16 protein-coding genes and 2 pseudogenes are annotated in these 19,496 nt (G+C 62.6%); 9 read left to right on the forward strand and 9 right to left on the reverse strand.

Translation table 11 applies throughout. From position 1 onward, the window contains the following. Positions 1-257: 257 nt before the first annotated feature. Entirely contained in the window at positions 258-536 is a 279-nt protein-coding gene (locus tag DA1_RS19580; RefSeq protein WP_034392940.1) for a hypothetical protein, read from the forward strand. A gap of 58 nt (positions 537-594) precedes the next feature. Here the strand turns inward: DA1_RS19580 and DA1_RS29895 are convergent, their stop codons facing one another. Further along, positions 595-2,061 (reverse strand): IPTL-CTERM sorting domain-containing protein, encoded by a 1,467-nt coding sequence (locus tag DA1_RS29895; RefSeq protein WP_230590778.1) that lies wholly within the window; start codon positions 2,059-2,061, stop codon positions 595-597. A 60-nt stretch (positions 2,062-2,121) separates the two neighbouring features. Then, positions 2,122-2,535, reverse strand: a pseudogene (locus tag DA1_RS31560) (hypothetical protein); the annotation flags it as partial. 746 nt (positions 2,536-3,281) lie between these two features. Here DA1_RS31560 and DA1_RS31125 point away from each other — a divergent pair. Beyond that, positions 3,282-3,410 (forward strand): annotated as a pseudogene (locus DA1_RS31125) (transposase); the annotation flags it as partial. Positions 3,411-3,631: 221 nt separating this feature from the next. Here the strand turns inward: DA1_RS31125 and DA1_RS19595 are convergent. From DA1_RS19595 to DA1_RS19605, 3 genes are all read right to left on the reverse strand, one after another. After that, positions 3,632-4,522, reverse strand: a complete 891-nt coding sequence (locus DA1_RS19595; RefSeq protein ID WP_268988480.1) for an IPTL-CTERM sorting domain-containing protein — start codon at positions 4,520-4,522, stop codon at positions 3,632-3,634. A gap of 579 nt (positions 4,523-5,101) precedes the next feature. After that, the gene (locus tag DA1_RS19600) at positions 5,102-6,232 is read right to left on the reverse strand and encodes a linear amide C-N hydrolase (protein ID WP_232625586.1); all 1,131 of its coding nucleotides are present in this window, start codon (positions 6,230-6,232) and stop codon (positions 5,102-5,104) included. Positions 6,233-6,426: 194 nt separating this feature from the next. Continuing rightward, positions 6,427-6,630, reverse strand: coding sequence for a hypothetical protein (locus DA1_RS19605; RefSeq protein WP_034392952.1), 204 nt, complete (start codon positions 6,628-6,630; stop codon positions 6,427-6,429). 271 nt (positions 6,631-6,901) lie between these two features. Between DA1_RS19605 and DA1_RS19610 the strand changes: the two genes are divergently transcribed. Together DA1_RS19610 and DA1_RS19615 are read left to right on the forward strand one after the other, a co-directional pair. Further along, positions 6,902-7,378, forward strand: a complete 477-nt coding sequence (locus tag DA1_RS19610; RefSeq protein ID WP_034392954.1) for a GNAT family N-acetyltransferase — start codon at positions 6,902-6,904, stop codon at positions 7,376-7,378. A 141-nt stretch (positions 7,379-7,519) separates the two neighbouring features. Beyond that, positions 7,520-8,821 (forward strand): UDP-N-acetylglucosamine 1-carboxyvinyltransferase, encoded by a 1,302-nt coding sequence (locus tag DA1_RS19615; RefSeq protein WP_034392956.1) that lies wholly within the window; start codon positions 7,520-7,522, stop codon positions 8,819-8,821. Between the two features lie 24 nt (positions 8,822-8,845). On the opposite strand, the gene DA1_RS19620 is transcribed toward DA1_RS19615, so the two are convergent. Continuing rightward, a complete protein-coding gene (locus DA1_RS19620; protein ID WP_034392958.1) occupies positions 8,846-9,238 on the reverse strand; it encodes a hypothetical protein in 393 nt (130 codons plus the stop codon). 182 nt (positions 9,239-9,420) lie between these two features. Here DA1_RS19620 and DA1_RS19625 point away from each other — a divergent pair, with 182 nt between their 5' ends. Then, a complete protein-coding gene (locus tag DA1_RS19625) occupies positions 9,421-9,822 on the forward strand; it encodes an Arc family DNA-binding protein (protein WP_034392960.1) in 402 nt (133 codons plus the stop codon). 131 nt (positions 9,823-9,953) lie between these two features. Beyond that, the gene (locus DA1_RS19630) at positions 9,954-10,133 is read left to right on the forward strand and encodes a CsbD family protein (protein ID WP_012205309.1); all 180 of its coding nucleotides are present in this window, start codon (positions 9,954-9,956) and stop codon (positions 10,131-10,133) included. Between the two features lie 109 nt (positions 10,134-10,242). On the opposite strand, the gene DA1_RS19635 is transcribed toward DA1_RS19630, so the two are convergent. Beyond that, a complete protein-coding gene (locus tag DA1_RS19635) occupies positions 10,243-11,418 on the reverse strand; it encodes a GGDEF domain-containing protein (protein WP_255288159.1) in 1,176 nt (391 codons plus the stop codon). 346 nt (positions 11,419-11,764) lie between these two features. On the opposite strand from DA1_RS19635, the gene DA1_RS19640 reads away from it, so the two are divergent. Next, positions 11,765-13,327 (forward strand): methyl-accepting chemotaxis protein, encoded by a 1,563-nt coding sequence (locus DA1_RS19640; protein WP_034392967.1) that lies wholly within the window; start codon positions 11,765-11,767, stop codon positions 13,325-13,327. 486 nt (positions 13,328-13,813) lie between these two features. Here DA1_RS19640 and DA1_RS19645 read toward each other — a convergent pair whose 3' ends face one another. After that, positions 13,814-14,107: an H-NS histone family protein gene (locus DA1_RS19645; RefSeq protein WP_012205312.1), complete on the reverse strand. Its 294-nt coding sequence runs from the start codon at positions 14,105-14,107 to the stop codon at positions 13,814-13,816. An 800-nt stretch (positions 14,108-14,907) separates the two neighbouring features. Between DA1_RS19645 and DA1_RS19650 the strand changes: the two genes are divergently transcribed. Then, positions 14,908-16,755 (forward strand): methyl-accepting chemotaxis protein, encoded by a 1,848-nt coding sequence (locus DA1_RS19650; protein ID WP_034392971.1) that lies wholly within the window; start codon positions 14,908-14,910, stop codon positions 16,753-16,755. 30 nt (positions 16,756-16,785) lie between these two features. Here the strand turns inward: DA1_RS19650 and DA1_RS19655 are convergent, their stop codons facing one another. Further along, positions 16,786-18,264 (reverse strand): GGDEF domain-containing protein, encoded by a 1,479-nt coding sequence (locus tag DA1_RS19655; protein ID WP_034392974.1) that lies wholly within the window; start codon positions 18,262-18,264, stop codon positions 16,786-16,788. A 662-nt stretch (positions 18,265-18,926) separates the two neighbouring features. Here DA1_RS19655 and DA1_RS19660 point away from each other — a divergent pair. Then, positions 18,927-19,406, forward strand: coding sequence for an Lrp/AsnC family transcriptional regulator (locus tag DA1_RS19660; protein ID WP_012205315.1), 480 nt, complete (start codon positions 18,927-18,929; stop codon positions 19,404-19,406). Positions 19,407-19,496 lie beyond the last annotated feature (90 nt).

A 19,496-nucleotide genomic window follows, 5' to 3' on the forward strand; every position in this document is an offset into this window, starting at 1 on the left:
GATCGGGCGCATTGTGCGACAGCCTCCGACGAGCCGCCTCGCAGAGATGACGGTGCCGCCCCAAGCCTGCCACGTTTGGCAGGATGAGCAAGGAACAGAAGCAAGCCCCCCAGTGGGAGCGCATTGAGCTGGACTACAGGGGCTGGCCCCCACAACGCGCCCGTAGGACTCTCGCCACCGGAATCTTGCTCAGGGACCGACAGCCTGCAGCCCGCTGGCGGGGCACCATGCAAGCTCTGAAGAAACAGGAGCAATGAATGGCGATTTCAGAAAAGATCCAGGACCTGCGCAAGTGGGATGACTCTCGCAAGGGATTTACGGGAGAGCACTGGCTGGTGCTCGGTGCTGGCCTATTGGCTCTGCGCCACGCCCGGCGGACGGAAAGTGGCATGGGCCGTGTTGTGAGTGGTGCGCTGGGCACAGCACTGATAGCGCGGGCGGTAACGGGCCGCGATGGTGTTCTGGGAACGGCAGAGCGCTTGGCTGCAAAGCCCACGCTGGCCGAGCGCCTGCAGATCGCCGCGCGCCGACTGTAGACACGCAGACGAAGAAAAGGCCCGCAGTTGCGGGCCTTGTTTTTAGGTCAGGGCTGCATCAACGCTGGCGGCGTATGCGACGCAGGCCGAACATCGCCAGCAGGGCAGACATCAGAATGACGCCCCACTCGCTGAGCGTAGGAATGGCTGCGGCGCCGCCGACTGGAGCTGCTGCCAGCACGGGCACGAGTGGGTCTGCGATCACGCCCACGGCAGGGTTGGTATCACCCGGGCCGTTGTCGGTGATGGTGTAGGTCACCGTGGTGCGCGCACCGTTCACGATGACGTTCAGCGCGGTCACAGGGTCGAACCATCCGCCGGCTCCATCGGGCTTGCGGAACTGCACGCCCTCGGGGAGAGCGCTGGGATAGGTGAGGGTCATCGTCACAGATCCGGTGCAGTTTTCGGCGCTGAAAGCGAATTGACCGCTGGGCGCTTGGAGGTTCGGAGGGGTGGAGGTCACAGGTCCGAAGCCGCCGCCAGGCTGCAGCGTGCAGGTGGTGCCGCCGCCGGACATCGTGGCAGACGGTATGCCGGTCATGCCAGGCACACTGCCGGGCGCGCTCACCAGTTGCAGCTTGCGCGGCGTGGCTTGTGTGCTTGCAGAGGCTGCACCGGTTGTCCCGTTGGATGCCGCGACCGTGAAGTTGTAGGTGAAGCCATTGCTCAGGCCAGCCACGACGATGGGGGATGTCGTTCCTTGCTGAGTGATTACACCAGGCGCACCGGGCACGGCCACGGGGGTTGCGGTCACGGTATAGCCTGTGATGGGGGTGCCGCCGTTAGATGCAGGTGCAGTAAAGGTCACCGTAGCCTGTCCGTCGGCTGCAGTGACGTTGCCGATGGTGGGGGCTCCGGGTGCCGCTGCATTCACCATGAAGGTTTGAGACACCTGTGATGCAGGCAGATAGCTTGCGTTACCACTTTGGTTCGCATCGACGGTGCAAGAGCCTGTGTTCACAAAAGTCAGCATGCCGCCCGAGGTGACCGTGCACACGGCAGTTGTGGTTGCACTGAAGGCCACGGGCAGGCTGGAACTGGCCGTCGCGGTCAGTGTTGGCGTTGTGCCGAAAGTTTGGTCGCCGGGGTTTGTGAACGTGATGCTCTGGGTTTGCTGTCCATTCACCAGTACGCCGGTCGTGGCGCCTACGTTTGCCAAATTCAGTACAACGTTGGTGCCTCCGCTCGTCATCGTGCTCCCATTGAGATTGATGGCTGTCCCTAACGTCACTCCATTTGCATCCAAGTCACCTGGCTGCACGGTGTATATGAAAGTCAGGGTGGAGGTGTTGCTGCCACCGACGAAGTTCGCTTGCCGGACAGTTGAACCAATCGTCAAAGGAATTGACGGTGGGCCGCCAGCTGTGACGGCGACGGGAGCGCTGTAGGTCACATTGAACTGCAGGTTCTGTCCAGCACTATAGGTTCCGTTGGGAGGAACGCTTACTGATTGCACTGAGGGGGCAGCGGCCGCAAGCATGTAGCTCAGCGCGGTTTGGCAGGCGTTGGCGTCTGTGATGGTCACCCAATATTGACCGGGAGCTAGTCCTGTCGCGGTTGCCGCTGTGCCCCCGGAGGGGATCCAGGCGTAGGTGTAGCCAGGAGTCCCCCCGCTCGCGACAACTGCTGCGCTACCGTTGTTGCCTCCAGTGGGATTGATCTGCGACTTTGTGCCTGATAGGGCTGCTACAGGTTGTCCAACTGTGACAGACGCAGTTCCCTGTAAGTTGTTCGAGTCAGTAACTTCGACGGTGTAAGTGCCAGCCATGAGCCCTGAGGCGGTAGCGTTTGTGCCTCCAGTGGGTGCCCATGAGTAGGAGAAGGGCGCAACACCGTTCTGGATGCTGTGGGCCGTGGCTGTGCCATTGTTTCCTCCGTAACACGAGACATTGGTATGTGATGTGGATACGTTGAGCAACTGTGCGCTGGCGGAGCCAGCAAAGGCCACAAGAGCCACGGCGCTGCCCAGTGCCCATGTGCGGAAATTCCCGGATGACATGTTGGTTCCTTTTTAGCGAACGGCTCGCTCCCTGCAGCGCTCTATACCGAACCCATGTTCGATGGCTGAATTCGTTGCAAATTGTAGAAATTTGTGTATTTTGTGTATATCACTGAAACTTGGTAGTTATTTGGAGTGGGCGGCCTGGTGCTGTGGCGGTCGCCCCAAGCCTGCCAGCTTCGGGCGGATGAGCAAGCAACAGAAACAGGCGCCGCAGTGGGAGCGCGTCGAGCTGGACGCGCGCTGTCTCTAACGGCCTGCGCGAGCAATCTGCAGATGCCGCCCGCAGACTTGCCAGCACTCCCCCGCATCCGTCCTTGAATACGCCACTGCCGTCAATGCCGTATATGAAGACTGCCGCGCAGCGTATGGGGACATGGCAGCAAAGGCTGCAGGACACGCAGCCGATGTCCAATCATTAGGTGCTGCATGGCCTGGAATATCCAAGGATTTAAATCGCGTTTAATTTCTTGGTTAGATGCTTGATTATAGGAAATCAACTAATGAATTTTTAGGTCAGAGTGTGATTTATGGTTTATCCCAAGCTCGTCAATTCCTGAAAGTGTCGCAGGATTAAATGATTCATATTGTCAGCTTGGGATTAGATTAGCTTGCGGCTAGGGATGTGATTTTTTTCTGCAGCTCCTCTAAGAGTGGCTAACCCCACTCCACCAAATGGCTCCTCAGCGGTTGTGCTCGCTGCCGTCATGGCACGACGACCCGTAAGCAACGAACTGTGGCGATAGCTGCAACCCCTGATCCCAGCCTTCGTGCCTTCCGCCAAAGGTGGTGCGCGCAAGCTCGCAGTCAGCGATGAGGCCGCCCTCAACGGCATCTTGTTCGTGCTGCAAACAGGCATTCCATGGGAAGACCTCCATTGGAGCGGGGTGGATGCAGCCGGCCAACTCGTCCAACCGGCCAGAACGGTACTGGGCTTTTGCCATAGCAGTGCAGCCGTAATGCTGACGCCCATGCCGTGCTTGGGCGGCGGAAAAAACTACTACCAGGCTGAAAGGCATTGAAGGAATCACAGCGCACGCGCGCTGTGATCATTCCTTTTGGGGCGGGTCCTCAAAAATCCGTCCCGCTCCTGTGCTCAGTACTGGCGCCGCGTCCTGGCTACGCCGACCAAGGCCAGCAGGCCCGACAGCAGCAGCAGGCTCCATTCGCCAAGCGTGGGGATGGCCTGGGCTGATGCGATTGGGGGCGCGAAGGTGATCAGAACGGACCCGTCCGCACCATTCGAATCTCCGACGCCACCCATCCCCGCTCCGCTGGTGGCTGCTGCGAATGTGATTCCGGTGCCGTAGCTGCTGCCACCACCACCAGCGCCGCCTATGTCGTCAGTGTTCCCGCCGCCGCCACCACCGCCGCCGCCGTAGCCGCCGCCACCACCACCGGCGTTGTAGCCGCCGGCTCCTCCGCCGCCAGCACCGCCACCGCCCAAACCGGGGCCCATGCTGCCGGCGCTGGCGCCACTGGCTCCTGGTCCTGCAGGACCCACGCCGCTGCCGCTGCCGCCTCCGTCATTGCCTGTGGCCGTGCTGCCGTCCCTGCTGCTGGTGCTGCCGCCAGCGCCTCCCGTGCCGTCGGTGCCAATGCCACCGGCCCCGCCTGTGCCAGCCACCGTACCGCCTGCGCCACCGGGGTGTGCCGGGTTGCCCATCGTTCCGTTGCTGCCGTTGCCACCTCCTACGCCCACTCCCGCATTGCCACCGGAAACTCCAGCGGTGTCGTTGCGGCCGGCGCCGCCTCCGCCGCCCGCCACGGCCAGAACGGTGAGGGCGGATGTGTCGATGATGCTGCTGCTTCCACCGCCCCCTGCGCCGACAGGCCCTCCTGTGGCGCCTCCGCCACCGACGCTGATCAGGAGGTTGTTGGCAGGAGTCACCGCCAAGCTGCCTGTGCCAACGGCGGCGTTTCCTCCTGTCACCATGGATGAGCTGAGAACGCCCCCGCCGCCACCGCCGATGAGGGCGACGGTCATGGTCGTGATGCCTGCAGGTACGGTGCAAACCTGGGGTCCGCCAGCGGCGGTGTAAACCGTTCCACTGACGCAGGGCGCCGCCCAGGCCGCAGGGGCCAGACACGCAGCGCAAGCTGCCAGAAGACGCGCATTCAATATGCCCTTGCGCAGTTCAGGCCAAGGCGTGATCCATCTTTGTTGATTCGGTGTTGTTGCTCGCATTTTTCCTCATCCCTTGGTGAATATATTTTGCGAGCGCGATGCTATGTGATGGTCTGAATATTGTCTATTGAGGAATTACTTGATTTCGGCTTGTGGAGTCAGGTTGATATTGTTTATATATTGATATAAATAAATCAATAGAAAATTAAAATGTATTGAGTTTGAGATTATTGGGTTTTATTTTTTTGGGTTTATTTCCCAGTTGAATGCCAATAAACCATCATGGTATTACTTGGCGGCGATTAGCTCTGCTATTTTTGATTTTCAATGGAAAAATGCCTCGAATTAATGCGAGGCCTTTTCCTATGCAAAGCACAAAGCGAAATCAACATTGAGGCAGCAGTGCGCGAGCCCATGGCCTGTGCCTGAAGTTGATTCTCACAATCCAAGAAACTCAAACGGTACCGATTCCTGAAAATTCCGCGTGGCATCGCCCGAGAATGTGTGGTCCTGATCCGGTCCCAGGTCGAGCTTGAGCACCTTGCCGGCTTGCTTGCTGAAGTCCAGTGCCTTGAGGTCCACCCAGAAGGTATTCGGTGTCAGGGCCGACTCGAAGAAGTAGAGCTTGCGCTGGTGGTCGAACACGGTTCTCCAGCGGGTAGACGAAATGTTGGGCTCTTCGGGAGTGTTCAGGCCATATGGCACCGAGGCGTTGCGGATCACGCTGAAGACGCTGGCAAGCGCCTTGTTGGGGTCCGGGCTTTTGGGGATCGCGTTGACGTAGAACGATGCGCGGGCAAAGCGGTCGGCGGCCCGGTTGGTGCCGGGCAGCATGGTGGTGCCGCCCACTTGCTTCCAATAGGCGTTCAGGGCCAGTTGCTGATCGAAGGTCGGCGAGTTGGTCATGACCTGGTATTCACGGCCGTGGTGTATCACCTGCCGGCCGTTGATGTATTCGACGATCGCGCTGTCGCCGCTGGCGTCGGACATCGAGAGGTGCAGCGTCGTCAGGCGGCTCTCTCCGGGCACGTTGTCCGAGACGATGGTGAAGGGCTCTTTCTCCAAAGCCGCGACGGCTTCCTTCACGGTGGCGAAGTTGTCCAGCACATACTGCGCCCAAGCCGCAATGGTCAGGCCGGGTTTGCTGCCTGCGCCGAAAGCGGGGTATTGGGATTCCACGAGCCATAGCAGGTTGGCATTCAGGCCGGCCTCATTGACTCCATCGGTGGTGGAAACGTCATAGCCCGAGGTGACAACGCTGCCGTACCTGGAAGTCCAGCGCAGGGAATTGGGGCCGGCCTTGCCGCTGCGCTCCATGCCGCGCGGCAGTACCCAGAGATTGCTGACGATGTCGCTTTTCCAATCCATGGAGCGTGCCGTCACGACCTGGCCATTCGCACCCAAATAGACAAGGCGAGTACAGGCCCAGGCGCTGGAAAGGGCTGCAAGCCCGGCAAATCCCACCAGCAATGCGCCCACAACGGGACGAATCTGCAATGCGCTTTTCTTCACGGGCAATTCCTTTGTAAGCAAATGGACTGGCGCAGTGTAGGCGGCAGGCATTTGCATCCAGAGTCGGATAAAGCCGCATTGGAGACGGCCAAGGCGATGGCCGATGGTTTTATGGGCGTGGTGCAGGCAACGGCACGCGCGCTGGCAGCACGGTCAGATGGCGTGGCTGAGCATGGGGCTGGCCAGCATTGCGACGGCAAAGGAAATGGCGCAGATGGCAGACCACAGAAAGACGAGGAAGAGGTGTCGCATCAGAAGGTTCTCGGCAGTTCGGTGGCGAATGCGGTCCGCAAGGCGCGCAAGCCCCGCGCGTACAGGCGCCCCAGGGGCGAGCGCGACTCCATGCGCAGCAGCAAAGGCTGGTTGCCGCGCACGGGAAAGGCTTCCAGCAGGCTGCGGTGGTAGCGGGCATCCGGGTCCGGGTTGAAGCTTTCTGTCGGAACGACTCGACTCATCTTGTATCTCCGTCACATGATTTGGAGAGGTTTCTGGGTACGTGCTCTCCTATGGGCTCTATTTCAATTGGTTGCGCGGTGTTTCTGTGCGGGCCAAGGTTGAGGTCGCATGTAGGCCGCGCCTGTACGCCGTGTATGTGTTTTGCGGACGCGCTGTGCGCTGCGTCCTCAGGCCTCGCAGGGGTGCAAGGAGTGGCCTCCAAGCCTCTTTGCGGCGGCTTGCCGTGCCTAGAATTCCTGGTCCCCATTTCATTTATGTGCCAGGAGTTCCATGTCGTCCCTTGTTCCTCCGCTTCAGATCCGGCCTGTCACACAGGCGGATCACCACCAATGGCTTCCTCTCTGGCAGTGCTACAACGCCTTTTATGGGCGCGCTGGCGAGACGGCGCTGCCGGAAGGCATCACACAGGCCACCTGGGAGCGTTTCCTCAATCCGCTGGAGCCGGTGTTTGCGCTCGTGGCGGAGAGCGAGGGTGAGCTGGTCGGCCTGGCGCACTACCTGTTTCATCGCAGCACCACGCGGCTGGAGCCGGTGTGCTATCTGCAGGATCTGTTTGCCGATGCGCGCCGGCGCAAGCAGGGCATTGGCAAGTCGCTCATCCGTGCGGTCTATGCGCAGGCTGCGCAGGCGGGAGCGCGCCGCGTGTACTGGCAGACGCAGTCCTCCAACGAGGCGGGCCGCGCGCTGTATGACCAGGTGGCCGAGCACCGAGGCTTCATCGTCTACGGGCACGAAGTGCAGGGCTGAGGCTGACGCTTTGTTGTCGGGTAGGCGGCCTGGATACGAAACCTGTTGAAACAGCGGGCGTGCGCTGCCGCTGCAAGGCCTGCGGGCAGCCCGGCAACCCTAGAATCACGCGTTGTCCTATCGCTGCTAGCGCTGCACCCCATGTCCAATCTCATCGTCCACGGCGGCACGCCTTTGCGCGGCCGCGTCGTTCCCTCCGCCAACAAGAATGCCGTGCTGCCGATTCTGTGCGCCACGCTGCTGACCGATCAGCCGCTGCGGCTGCATGGCGTGCCGGACATCACGGATGTGCGCAAGATCCTCGACATCTTTCGCACGCTGGGCAGCGAGGTGCAGCTGGACGAGACCACGCGCACGCTGCAGCTGCACCACCGCGACACGCGCTTTGACGCGTCCTCGCACCGCCTGCCCGAGGAAATGCGCTCTTCCATCATGCTAGTGCCGCCGCTGCTGGCGCGCTTTGGCGTGGCGCGGCTGGAGGACAACGTCAAGGGCTGCACGCTGGGTGTGCGCGAGATCGATCCGCACGTGGATATCTTTCGCTCCTTTGGCGGAGAGGTGGAGCGCGCCAGCGGCTCCCTGCTGATCCACAGTGCCGCGCCGCTCAAGGCCGTGCGCCACTGGCTGGACTACGCCTCGGTCACGGCTACGGAGAACTTCGTGCTGTGCGCCGTGGCTGCGCAGGGCGAGTCCATGCTGACCAATGCGGCCTGTGAGCCGCATGTGCAGGAGTTCTGCCGCTTCATGGTGATGATGGGTGCTGATATTGACGGCATTGGCACCTCTCGGTTGACGGTGCGCGGCGGTGCGCCGCTGGGCGGCGGCGATTTCATCTTCGAGGAAGACTTCCACGAGATCACCACCTTTCTCGCGCTGGGTGCGATCACGGGCGGCGATGTGGAGGTGCGCAACAGCACGCCGGACAACTTTCCGCTGATCGACCGCACCTTCGCCAAGTTTGGCGTGCAGGTGGAGCACAAGAACGGCTGGTCGCGCGCGCTGCGCTCGGGGCCGCTGAAGGTGCAGACGCCTTTCACCAGCAATGTGCTTACCAAGGTGGAAGCCGCTCCCTGGCCGTACTTTCCGGTGGATCTGCTGCCCATCTTCATTGCGCTGGGTGTGCATGCGCAGGGCAATGCGCTGTTCTGGAACAAGATCTATGACGGCGCGCTGGGCTGGACGGGCGAGCTGTCCAAGTTCGGTGCCCATGTGTTTTCTTCGGACCCGCACCGCGTGGTCACCTTTGGCGGCAATCCGCTGACGCCGGCCGTGGTGGAGAGCCCCTACATCATCCGCGTGGCGATTGCGCTGTTCATGGTCGCCAGCAGCATCGAGGGTCGATCGGAGATCCGCAACGCCACGCCGATTCGCCGTGCGCATCCGCACTTCGTCGAGAACCTGCGCAGCCTGGGCGCGCGGGTGGAGTGGACCAACGAGGAGTGAGATCAGGCGGCGATGCGCAGGCCGCTATGCCTGCGGCGCCGCATCCGAGAATCTCTTGGCCGCCCTGAGCAGGTAGCTCACGGCATAGAGGATGGGGTCGTCCATCTCGTCGTCGTTCACGCGGTCAATGATTTCCAGCAGGCCTTGAAGGTCGGCCGACATCTGCGGCAGCACGCTGCTGGCCAGCGCCTCGACCGGCTGCTCTGCAGCGGCACGGTCTGCCTTGAGGTGGTAGCTGCGCAGCAGGTCGTGGACACCGACCACCATGGCGCGGTTGGATCTTTCCACATGCATTTCCAGCACGCTCAGCGCCGCGCTGATGTGGCATAGCGCATCGGTCGCCAGGCTCTCCGGATCGGGCGCTCTGGCGAGGGCCTGCGCAAGGCGCGCGGAGGCGGGCATGTCTGTGTCCGGCATGGTTCTGTTCTTGCGCAATAGGTCTGGGGTTCAGTGCTCGTACGCACGAGCATCGGCACGGGCATAGGCATGGGTGCTGGCTTGCCCACGCCTCGGTCGGGCCGATTCAAATGTTATGCCAACTTGGAATCATGTCAACTAGGCATGAATCTGAATTTGCATCTGGCAGGTACCATCGCCCAATGCAACGAAAACCCTTTCCCAGCGAAACCCAGGAGCGCTTCATCGTCCGTTTCCCGGATGGAATGCGCGATCGCATCTCGGAAGTGGCAAAGGCAGGCCACCGTTCCATGAATGCCGAAATCGTTGCCCGCATACGGCGCAGCTTCGAATTGGATGAAGCCGGCGACACGGCCCAGGCCGGCCCGGACCTGGATGTGGCGGAGTTGAAAAAGGAAATCGCGCGCCTGTGCCGCTTGCTGCAAGAACACAAGGACGCCGCTGCAGGCCTGTTCGAGGCGCACAAGGAGGCCGTGGTGACCGAAGCACTCAAGCGCCTGCGCTCCGAAGCGGGTGAGGCCGCGTCTTTGCCCAAGGCCACGGGGAACAGCGTGCAGGCCCGTCGCACCAGCAAGAAGACCTGAGGCTGTAGGCCTCAGACCACGCGTATCGTTGCAGCGCGCTGTCGCGCGCCCCGGTTTGCCACGCGTATCGTTGCGTTGGGTGTTAAACAACCTATCCCTTTTTGAAGGCTCTTGCAGCAAAGGACGCAACTATGAACACGGATCAGATCAAGGGCACGCTCAAGGATGCCGCAGGCAAGGTGCAGCAAAAGGCTGGCGAGTTGATCGACAGCCCCGAGCAACAGGCCAAGGGCATTGCCAAGCAGGTCGAAGGCACGGCCCAGAAGAAGCTGGGTGATGTAAAGGAAGTCTTGAAGGACGCGAAAAAATAAGGCATTGACCCTGCCTTTGCGAGCAAGCCCGCCACACCCTGGCGGGCTTTTTCTTTTCCACGGATTTCGACGAATGGGTGTGCGAAGAAGGCGCTGCGCGCTTCCTGTTTCAGACGGCCTGCGGCACCCTGCGGCCAGGGTCCGTGGCCACATGCACGCGGTCGCGGCCCGCCTGCTTGGCGGCATACAGCAGGCCGTCGGCGCGCGTCAGCGCATCGGTCAAGGCGGTGTTGGCGGCCACGGGTGCGATGCCGAAGCTGATGGTCACCCGCTGGCCGGCCGCCAGCACATAGCCGTCCGCGCTGAGCTGGGCGCGTATGCGCTGGGCCACGCGCTCGGCCTCCTGGGGCGTGGTGCGCATCAGCAGCAGCACGAATTCCTCGCCGCCAAAGCGTGACACCAGATCGTCGTTGCGCACGTGTTGCTGCAGGGTCTGGGCCACGGCCTGCAATACACGGTCTCCGCAGTCATGTCCCCAGCTGTCATTGATGCGCTTGAAGTGGTCTATGTCGCCTATCAGCACGGAGATCGGGGCCATGTGCGGATCGGCCAGGCGCAACTCGGCTGCCTCCTGGAAGGCGCGGCGGTTGAGCAGGTTGGTCAGCGAGTCGTGGTTGCGCTCCTCGCGCAGCGCTGTGAAGACATCGCGCACCGTGCACGCCAGCAGCATGAGGGTGAACAGCAGCGCAAACGACAGCGTGCTGACCAGGGTGACCAGCCAGTAGGTGGAGCGTGCAATCTCATTGAGATCGGTGCTGCCCAGGGCCAGCACCAGCAGCGGCCGGGCAGCGGTGTAGCCGGCAAACACCACGTAGGACCAGTAGAGCATTCTCTCCAGCCAGTCCTGCGGCGGCCGGCGCCGCAGCATGGCGGGCGCCGGCAGCATCTGCAGCAGGCCCAGGCCGGTGTTGAGCCAGTGCACGCGCACCCACAGATCGACCTGGACCCGGCTGTAGTAGTACAGCGCAGCCAGGACGACGGCGCCTATGAGCAGCCCCAGCAAGGGATGGGCCGAGACGCCATAGCGCCCCGCCATGCAGCGCGCGAAGCACCAGGTGCCGAACAGATACATGGCGCCCGTGAACACGGCCCAGTGGTGCAGTTCTTCCGGGGGTGCAAGGCTTTGCCAGGCCAGCGCCAGAGAAACCAGGGCGTATCCGCCCGCAATCCACAGCAGGTAGCGCTGGCGCCGCTGCACCAGCCAGCACACGGCCAGCGTGCAACTGAGCAGCAAAATGCTCAGCGGCGCAATCAATACATAGAGGCGATCGGTATCGAGTGACACATCCACAGCGTGTTATGCACTTGCAGGTGCGGGTGGCGACAGCTTCGCGATTGCGGCATTGAATGGTGCTGCATACCGAAGCGCCGGTCCATTTTGCATCCGTTGCCACGGCGCTTGCGGCCGCATGGGCGCATGTTCTGCGTTGTGCACGGCTGGCGATATCGGGCCTACCTGTGCAGCGGCCTCAAGTCCCGGGCATTTGTGACGAAAGAGCAGGTCATCTTTTCCGGATTGGTGGCCTATGCCGATATGGCAAGGCGTTGCGCCGGAAAACGGTCGCCGCTGATGTGCGCGGCCTGTTGTTTCACCTTTCCTGTATTCGGTTTTTCCGACGAGAGTGCTACGAATGAAATTTGATCAATGGAGCGTGTCCGCCAAGCTTTGGGGCACGCTGGGCGGCTTGCTGGCGATGATGCTTGCGGTATCGCTTTGGGCACAGTTTGCGGCGGCTCGCGCCATGGACCACGGCATGCAGACGCTGTCCGAGTACGAGAGTCGCATCAGCCTGGCCATTCAATGGAAGGGCGCAACGGAGACCACGGGCGAGCGGGTTCTGGCCAGCAATGCCTCCACCGATGAGGAACTGACCCGCCTGCTCGACGGCCGGGTCAAGGAAGGCTCGGCACTGATCACCAAGCTGCAGGCCGAGATCGTCAAGGGCGCCAGTGATGCCGACAAGGCGGCGCTGGAGCGCATTGCCGCCATCCGCACCGAGGTGCTGGCACTGAACAAGCGGGCGCGCGAGATCAAGTTGACCGGCGATGCAGCGGCATTCCGCGAGTTCGTCCAGCAGCAGTACCTGGGCGCCATTGGCCGCTACGTGGACTCGCTGGAAGTCTTCGTGCAACTGCAGCGCAGCCAGCGCGATGCAGCCCGCGAGCAGTCCCAGGCCGCCCGGCAGCAGGCCAGCGTGCTGGCCTGGATCGTCCAGGGTGTGGTCCTTCTGGCGGGCCTGGCCCTGGCCTTGGTGCTGACGCGGGCCATCACCCGCCCCCTGGAACGTGCCGTGCAGCTGACGGACGCCATCGCCCAGGGCGACCTCACGGTGTCGGCCGATGACAGTCGCAAGGACGAGTTCGGCCACCTGCTGCGCTCGGTCTCGGGCATGGCTGCGCGGCTGCGCGGCCTGGTGACGGAGGTGCGTGACAGCGTGCACTCCATCTCCACCGCATCCACCGAGATTGCCGCGGGCAATCACAACCTGTCTTCGCGCACCGAGCAGACGGCGTCCAATCTGGAGGAAACGGCCGCCAGCATGGAGCAACTGACCGCCACCGTGGGCCAGGCGGCCGACACCGCGCGCCAGGCCAATCATCTGGCCGGCAGCGCCGCCCAGGCCGCCGAGCGCGGCGGCGCCGTGGTGGGCCATGTGGTGGCCAGCATGGATCGCATCGGCGACAGCGCACGCCGCATCTCCGACATCATCGGTGTCATCGACTCCATTGCCTTCCAGACCAACATCCTGGCGCTGAACGCTGCCGTGGAAGCGGCCCGCGCAGGCGAGCAGGGCCGCGGCTTTGCCGTGGTGGCCGGTGAAGTGCGGGCCCTGGCCCATCGCAGCGCCGAGGCCGCCAAGGAGATCAAGGTGCTGATCAGCACCTCGGTCGATGCCGCGCAGGAAGGCTCGGCCCAGGTGGCCCAGGCCGGACAGGTCATGGACGATATCGTGGGCAGCGTGCGCAAGGTCTCGGACATGATCGGCGAGATCACGGCATCTTCCACCGAGCAGCGCGACGGCATTGGCCAGGTCAACCAGGCAGTCAGCCAGCTGGACCAGATGACGCAGCAAAATGCGGCTCTCGTGGAGGAATCCGCAGCGGCGGCCGCCGCCCTCAGCGACCAGGCGCAGCGCCTGTCGGGCATGGTGGCCGTGTTCAAGGTGGGCCATGCCGTGCCAGCCTTGCGTTGACCAGCACCAAGGCGCAATGACACACGCAGAAAAAAGGACCGCCCGAGGGCGGTCCTTGAAGAGAAAAGCCGGTGCCCTTGCGGGCCTGCCAGGGTAAGTCAGTGAGAGGGGAGGGAGGAGATAGTCTCCCTGGCCCGGCTGGAAAATGGTTCGTGGTGGCTGCGGATCGCTCCAGTGGCCGCCTGGACTTCGCCGCTGCGCGGTTGCATCCACATGGCTTGCGCTTGCTGTAAAGGCATGGCCAACATGATTTTGGAGAGCAGGGCTGTAGGACAGTTCCCTGTGTGATACCTGCTGTTTCCCTTGTTGTGATTGCTTGGGTACCGAAACATGCCGGCACCCATCGGTTCACGCATCTGCACTACATTGAAGAATTTGTAACTTCTGAGCAATAGGGTTAACCCGTTGCTTCTGGCAGCAAAAAGCCCGCACTTGGCGGGCTCTGTCGCAGCTTGGCGGCTGCCAGGGGGCGGGTTGCGCCGGACCTCATATGGCGAAGGGAGTGCGGTCCTTGCCTTCGATCCAGCGGGGCTGCTTGCCGCGGCCGGTCCAGGTCGCGCCCGTGGCCGGGTCGCGGTACTTGGGGACGCCGACCACGCGGAAACCGCCACCAGCCTTGGCTTTGGACGAAGGGAAGACGTCGGCCTCGGTCAATCCGTATTGGTCGATGATGGTGCGCACCTGGGCAATGGCTCCGGACTTCTCGGTCTTGAGCACTTCGGCGATCTGGGCTTCGAGATGGGCTTTCTGCTGCAGCAGTGTCTTGTAGTCGGTAGTCATGTATATCAATGGATGTTGATCTGCCAATATAAAGGAATCTTAGGAGACTTTTGGCAAAGTGAGCCTACACTGCCGCGCAACACCCGGACGGCGACAGGCGTATTGCCTGGAACCTGTCTGAGAACGGATTCCCATCTTGCCCGAGTCTAGGCGAGTCGGACGCTGATTTTTGTAGCGTATGGAAACCGGGCCATCGCGTCTGCCACAGCGGCGCAGGTGCTGGGGAACAGGGCTGTGTAGCAGGCGCCGGCCACTTTGATGATGCATCGCTTCATGTTTCTCTTCCCTTGAATGACAGATCTGCCTTCTTATCGGCATTTTTGTATCAAGGTGAAACACTTTCTTGCCCGGCTCCCTGCCGGCCCCCGATGGGAAGCCACTCTCGATCAATGGCAGTCCATGCAAGGGAAGAAAAGGCCGCGTGGTGCACCCCAAAAATATGAGGGAGGGAAAAACACAGGGTGCGCGGCGCAAACGGCAGGGTCCTGGAATCAAGGCTCTGGCGTTTGCGACAGAAAAATCCCGCAGCCAGGGCGGCAAGTGTCTGTGTTACAAATTGACACTATAGCACGCATCCTTCAAGCTTGTGACTGGTTCTTGCAAAAGGCTGACTACTGCAGCTTGGGCGGCGCTGCCAGCAATGCAGTGCCTGCACGAAGGAGCTAGCCAGCGGGCTTCTTCGCACGCAAGAAGCAGGCAATTACAAGGGCAAGTACGCACTCTTCGAGCTCTGGCGGCCGATGCGTCTCGGATAGGCTCGGTGGGCATTCACAGCCCTCGTTTTGCCTTCACTACGCATCATGTTTCAAACACTTCGTGCCCGCCTGATCCTCATCTGCGTAGCAATCACCGTGGCCGCGCTGTTCGCGCTGTCCATGGCCACCTTCTGGACGGCGCGCAGCAGTACGCTGTCCGATATCGACGAAAACATCGGCCAGCTCACGCGGGCCCATGCATCCACACTGACCGACTGGGTTCAGGACAAGCAGCGCATCACCGGCTCATTGAAGAAAGCGGTTGACCAGCCGGACCCCGTTCCCTTCCTGCTGGCCGGCCAGCAGGCTGGCGGCTTCGATGACGCCTATTTCGTCCATGCCGACAAACGCGCCGTGTTCACCCATCCCATGCCGGAGAACTACGACGGAACCCAGCGCGACTGGTTCAAGCAGGCCGTGCGCGAAGGCCGGCCAGGCGTGACGCCAGCCTATGTCGATGCCAGCACCGGCGAGCTGACCATCAGCTTTGTCGATCCGGTCGGCAGCTCGGGCGCCATCACGGCCGTTGTCGGCACTGATGTGCGGTTGGCCGCCATGTCCAGGAAAGTGGCCGCCATCCGTCCCCAGGAAAAAAGCTTTGCCTTTCTGATGGATGGCGAAGGCCGCCTGCTGGCCTACGCCAAGCCCGAGCTGGCGCTCAAGCCCGCTTCCGCGATTGCCCCTGAACTCGATGCCGCGCTGATCAAGCGCCTGGCCGAGCAGGGCGGCCGCGCCGATCTGGTGCTCGATGGCGAGCCGCAGATGCTCTACGCCGCCAAGGTCGAGGGCACGCCCTGGACGCTGGCCGTGGTGATCGACCGCGCACAGGCCACGCATTCGGTGCGGGCGCTGCTGCAGGTGGCCGCCCTCATCACCGTGCTGTCCGTGCTGGGCGCGGCGGTGCTGCTGACCGTGGCGCTGCGCCGCATGCTCAACCGCCTGGCCGTGGCACGCGATGCGCTGCAGGACATCGCCTCGGGCGAAGGCGATCTGACCCGCCGCCTCACCTCTGCCGGCCGCGATGAGCTGGCGCAGATCGGCCAGTCCTTCAACCAGTTCGTGGACAAGATCGCCACGGTGCTGCTGCGCATTCGCGAGTCGTCGGAATCGGTGCGCATGGCTTCGGCAGAGATTGCGGGTGGCAACCAGGACCTGTCGTCACGCACCGAGCAGCAGGCCAGCTCGCTGGAGCAGACGGCAGCCGCCATGGAGCAGATCACGGCAACCGTGCAGCAGAACGCGGCCAATGCCCGCCAGGCCAGCGAGCTGGCCACCAGCGCCTCGCAGATCGCCACCCAGGGCGGAGAGGCCGTCGGCCAAGTGGTGCAGACCATGGGCGGCATTGAGGCCTCGGCCCGCAAGATCGAAAGCATCATCGGCGTGATCGACTCCATTGCCTTCCAGACCAACATCCTGGCGCTGAACGCGGCGGTGGAAGCGGCGCGCGCCGGCGAGCAGGGTCGGGGCTTTGCCGTGGTCGCCAGCGAGGTGCGCACGCTGGCGCAACGCAGCGCCACGGCGGCCAGGGAGATCAAGGCGCTGATCGATGATTCCGTGGGCCAGATCGACACGGGCAGCCGCCTGGTGCGCAATGCAGGCACCACCATCGACCAGGCCGTGGACGGCGTGCGCAAGCTCAGCACGCTGGTGGCCGAGATCAGCAACGCCAGCCAGGAGCAAAGCCGTGGCATTGCCGAGGTGGGCAGCGCCATCGGCCAGATGGACCAGGTCACGCAGCAGAACGCTGCGCTGGTGGAAGAGGTCACGGCCGCAGCGCAGTCGCTGCAGCAACAGGCGGTGCAGCTGGCGCAGGCCGTGGCGGGCTTCAAGCTTGAAGATGCAAGCGCGGCAAGCGCAGGAAGTGCGGGAAGCGGCATGCGCCGCCTGCGCTGAGCGCGGGCAAAGCCAAGGCGGGCCGGGCGGTCAGGCCGCCTTGGCGCCACCCGGATGCTCGCAGGCAAAGGCCGGTGTGTCGGCCTCGCCAGCCACGAAGTAGCGGTCGCGGCCGCTGGCCTTGGCTTGGTACAGCGCCGTATCGGCCATGCGCAGCAAGGCACTCAAACCCAGCGGTGGGTAGGCCATGTTCGTGCAGCCTATGCCAATGCTCAGCGTGGGGCAGATGGCTGCGCCATCGTTCATGTCGATGCGAATTTCGCGCGTGGCCTCGCACAGCCGCTGGGCCACGGCGATTGCCGTGACGCAGTCGGCACCGGGCAGCAGCACCGCAAACTCCTCGCCGCCCAGGCGGCCTATGAGTTCATGCGGGCGCAGCGCCTGCGACAGGCGGGCCGAGACTTCCTGCAGTACCCGGTCGCCGGCGGCATGGCCATGGCGGTCGTTGATGTGCTTGAAGTGGTCCAGGTCGAGCATCAGCATGGCGCCTGACTGGCGCTCGCGCTGCAGGCGCTCCAGCGTGCGCTGTGCGCGCTCCAGAAAGCTGGTGCGTGCCAGCAGTCCGGTCAGCGCATCGTGGTTCACTGCATGGCGCAGCTTGCTGAGCATGTCCTTGAAAGCCATGAGCGTGCAGGCTACGGCCAGCGGGCCGATCGACAGCATGGCCAGACCCAGGCGGAAGGAGAACGTGGTCTCCAGCTCGGTGTTGGGCGAGCTGAACAACACATGGGAAAACGTGGCCAGCTTGATGGCACAGCTGACCAGGTTGAGCAGGGCGACCACGAACAGCCGATAGCGCATGGCGCACAGCAGCATGGCCGGCATGGTGAGCGACAGCGCGCCTGGTCCGCCCAGGTAGATGGCAATGGATTCGGAAATCGCCAGGGCAAGCAGCGGCAGCAAGGCCTGCGCCGTTTGTTTGAATGGCTGGCTGCGCCAGGACAGCGGCTCCAGCTTTGCCGGAAGGCTCAGCAGCACAGGCAGCAACAGGGTCATGTGCATCAACTCGCTGCTGAACCACATGGCCATCATGGGCTGCCAGGGCCAATGCATGAGATGGTGCATGCCCGCCGAGCCCAGCACGGCTCCGACCACGCTCACCAGCAGGCTGCACATCACCAGATGCAGCACCGAGGAAGGGGAGCGCATCTGCTGCACCCGCTGCGGCAGGCGCCGCATCATCACCCAGCCGCAGGCCACGGCGGCCAGGTCGGCAAAGGTCAGCCACAGGGTCTGGTCCAGCGGACTGCCGGAAAGCCATTCGGCCAGCGCCATGGCAATGGCGGCAGCCGTCCAGCCGTGTCTATGGCTGTAGGCAGGGCTGCGAAGCATCCAGCCCAGGAGCAGGGCGTTGGACAGCCACAGAGACGACAGATGTTCCGGAGAACGCAGGCCCAGCGCCACGGCCGAGCACAGGAACAGCACCCCGCCCAGCACAAAGCTGTCCCGCCAGGGCGTTGCAGCTTGTGGAAGGCTCCACGGATCTCCGGATGCGGCGCGATGTGACATATGTCTCCCCTGTGGAGACCGAATGGAGGCACCGGACTCTGCGCGCGTTCGTCGGGCATGGCGGCCATGCCTTTGTCATGGTGATGAACGAGCGGCCCGGCGGGCAGCGGGAACAGGAAATCCTCCTCGGGGCAGATAAAACAAGACGCGCGGGGTAACTTGAGTACACAAAATTTACGCCTGCGGGGCCAATCTAGCGGAAATGCATGTATTTGCAAGTACTGATCCATCTTGCATACAGCACGCGATGAAAGCGTTTCGCAGGCGCCGGTAAGCCCGATCAGCACTGCCGCAAGTGGCAGCGGTGCGCCTGGAGCAGCTTTTGTGAAGGAAAGATGGGATGCATGCTAAGGATTCATGCGGTTCCGTAGTCAGGTCCCTGCGTGGTCCCTGCTTTCTGTCGCGCCAGGAATTTGTAATTAGTTACTTTTGTTTCTGATGAATATCCCAAGAGCTGGTGGTGCCAGTTGGGGCGGCTGCTGGTCGGCGAGGGTTGGAGAGGCATTCCAGCCACCGCGGCACCAGGAAAAGTGCAGCTCCTATCGATAGAACGACGATGCGCAACGCATAAAATCGCCGGATTGGGGGGGATCTCTGCCGAAATGTTGAACCACATCCGGGCAGCCTTCATGGGTGCTTGCCGTTGAAATCCAGGGAACCGCATGGAATACCGTCTTGATGAAACCGACCGCCAACTGCTGCGTCTGCTGCAGACCAATGCACGTGCTTCCACCGCACATCTGGCTCGGCAGATGAATCTGGCGCGCACCACGGTGGTGGCGCGCATTGCCAGGCTGGAGCAAGAGGGCGTGATCGCCGGCTACGGCGTGCGCCTGGGCGCACGCGTGGAGCAGTCTGCCGTGCGGGCGTATTGCGGCATCCGCGTGCAGCCCAAGACGGCCACGTTGGTCATGCAGGCGCTCAACCGCTTCACCGAGGTCGAGGAGGTCTCTGCCGTCAGCGGCCAGTACGACTACATGGTGTTCGTGCGCTGCGAGAGCAATGAAAAGCTCGATGCGCTGCTGGACCGCATCGGCCTGATCGACGGCATTCAGCAGACCTATACCTCGGTGGTGCTCAGCCGCAAGATCGACCGGCGCACGACGGCGGCCCTGAGCCAGCCGGGCGAATCCGCTGCCTGACGGGCGCTCTGCAGCCATTGCAACCACTGTCGGGTCTCTGACATCTGCTAGTGAAACTGCCGGGTAGGCAGTCCCTTGCGGCCCTCCTAT

Source organism: Delftia acidovorans NBRC 14950, from assembly GCF_001598795.1.
GTDB classification, from domain to species: domain Bacteria; phylum Pseudomonadota; class Gammaproteobacteria; order Burkholderiales; family Burkholderiaceae_C; genus Comamonas; species Comamonas acidovorans.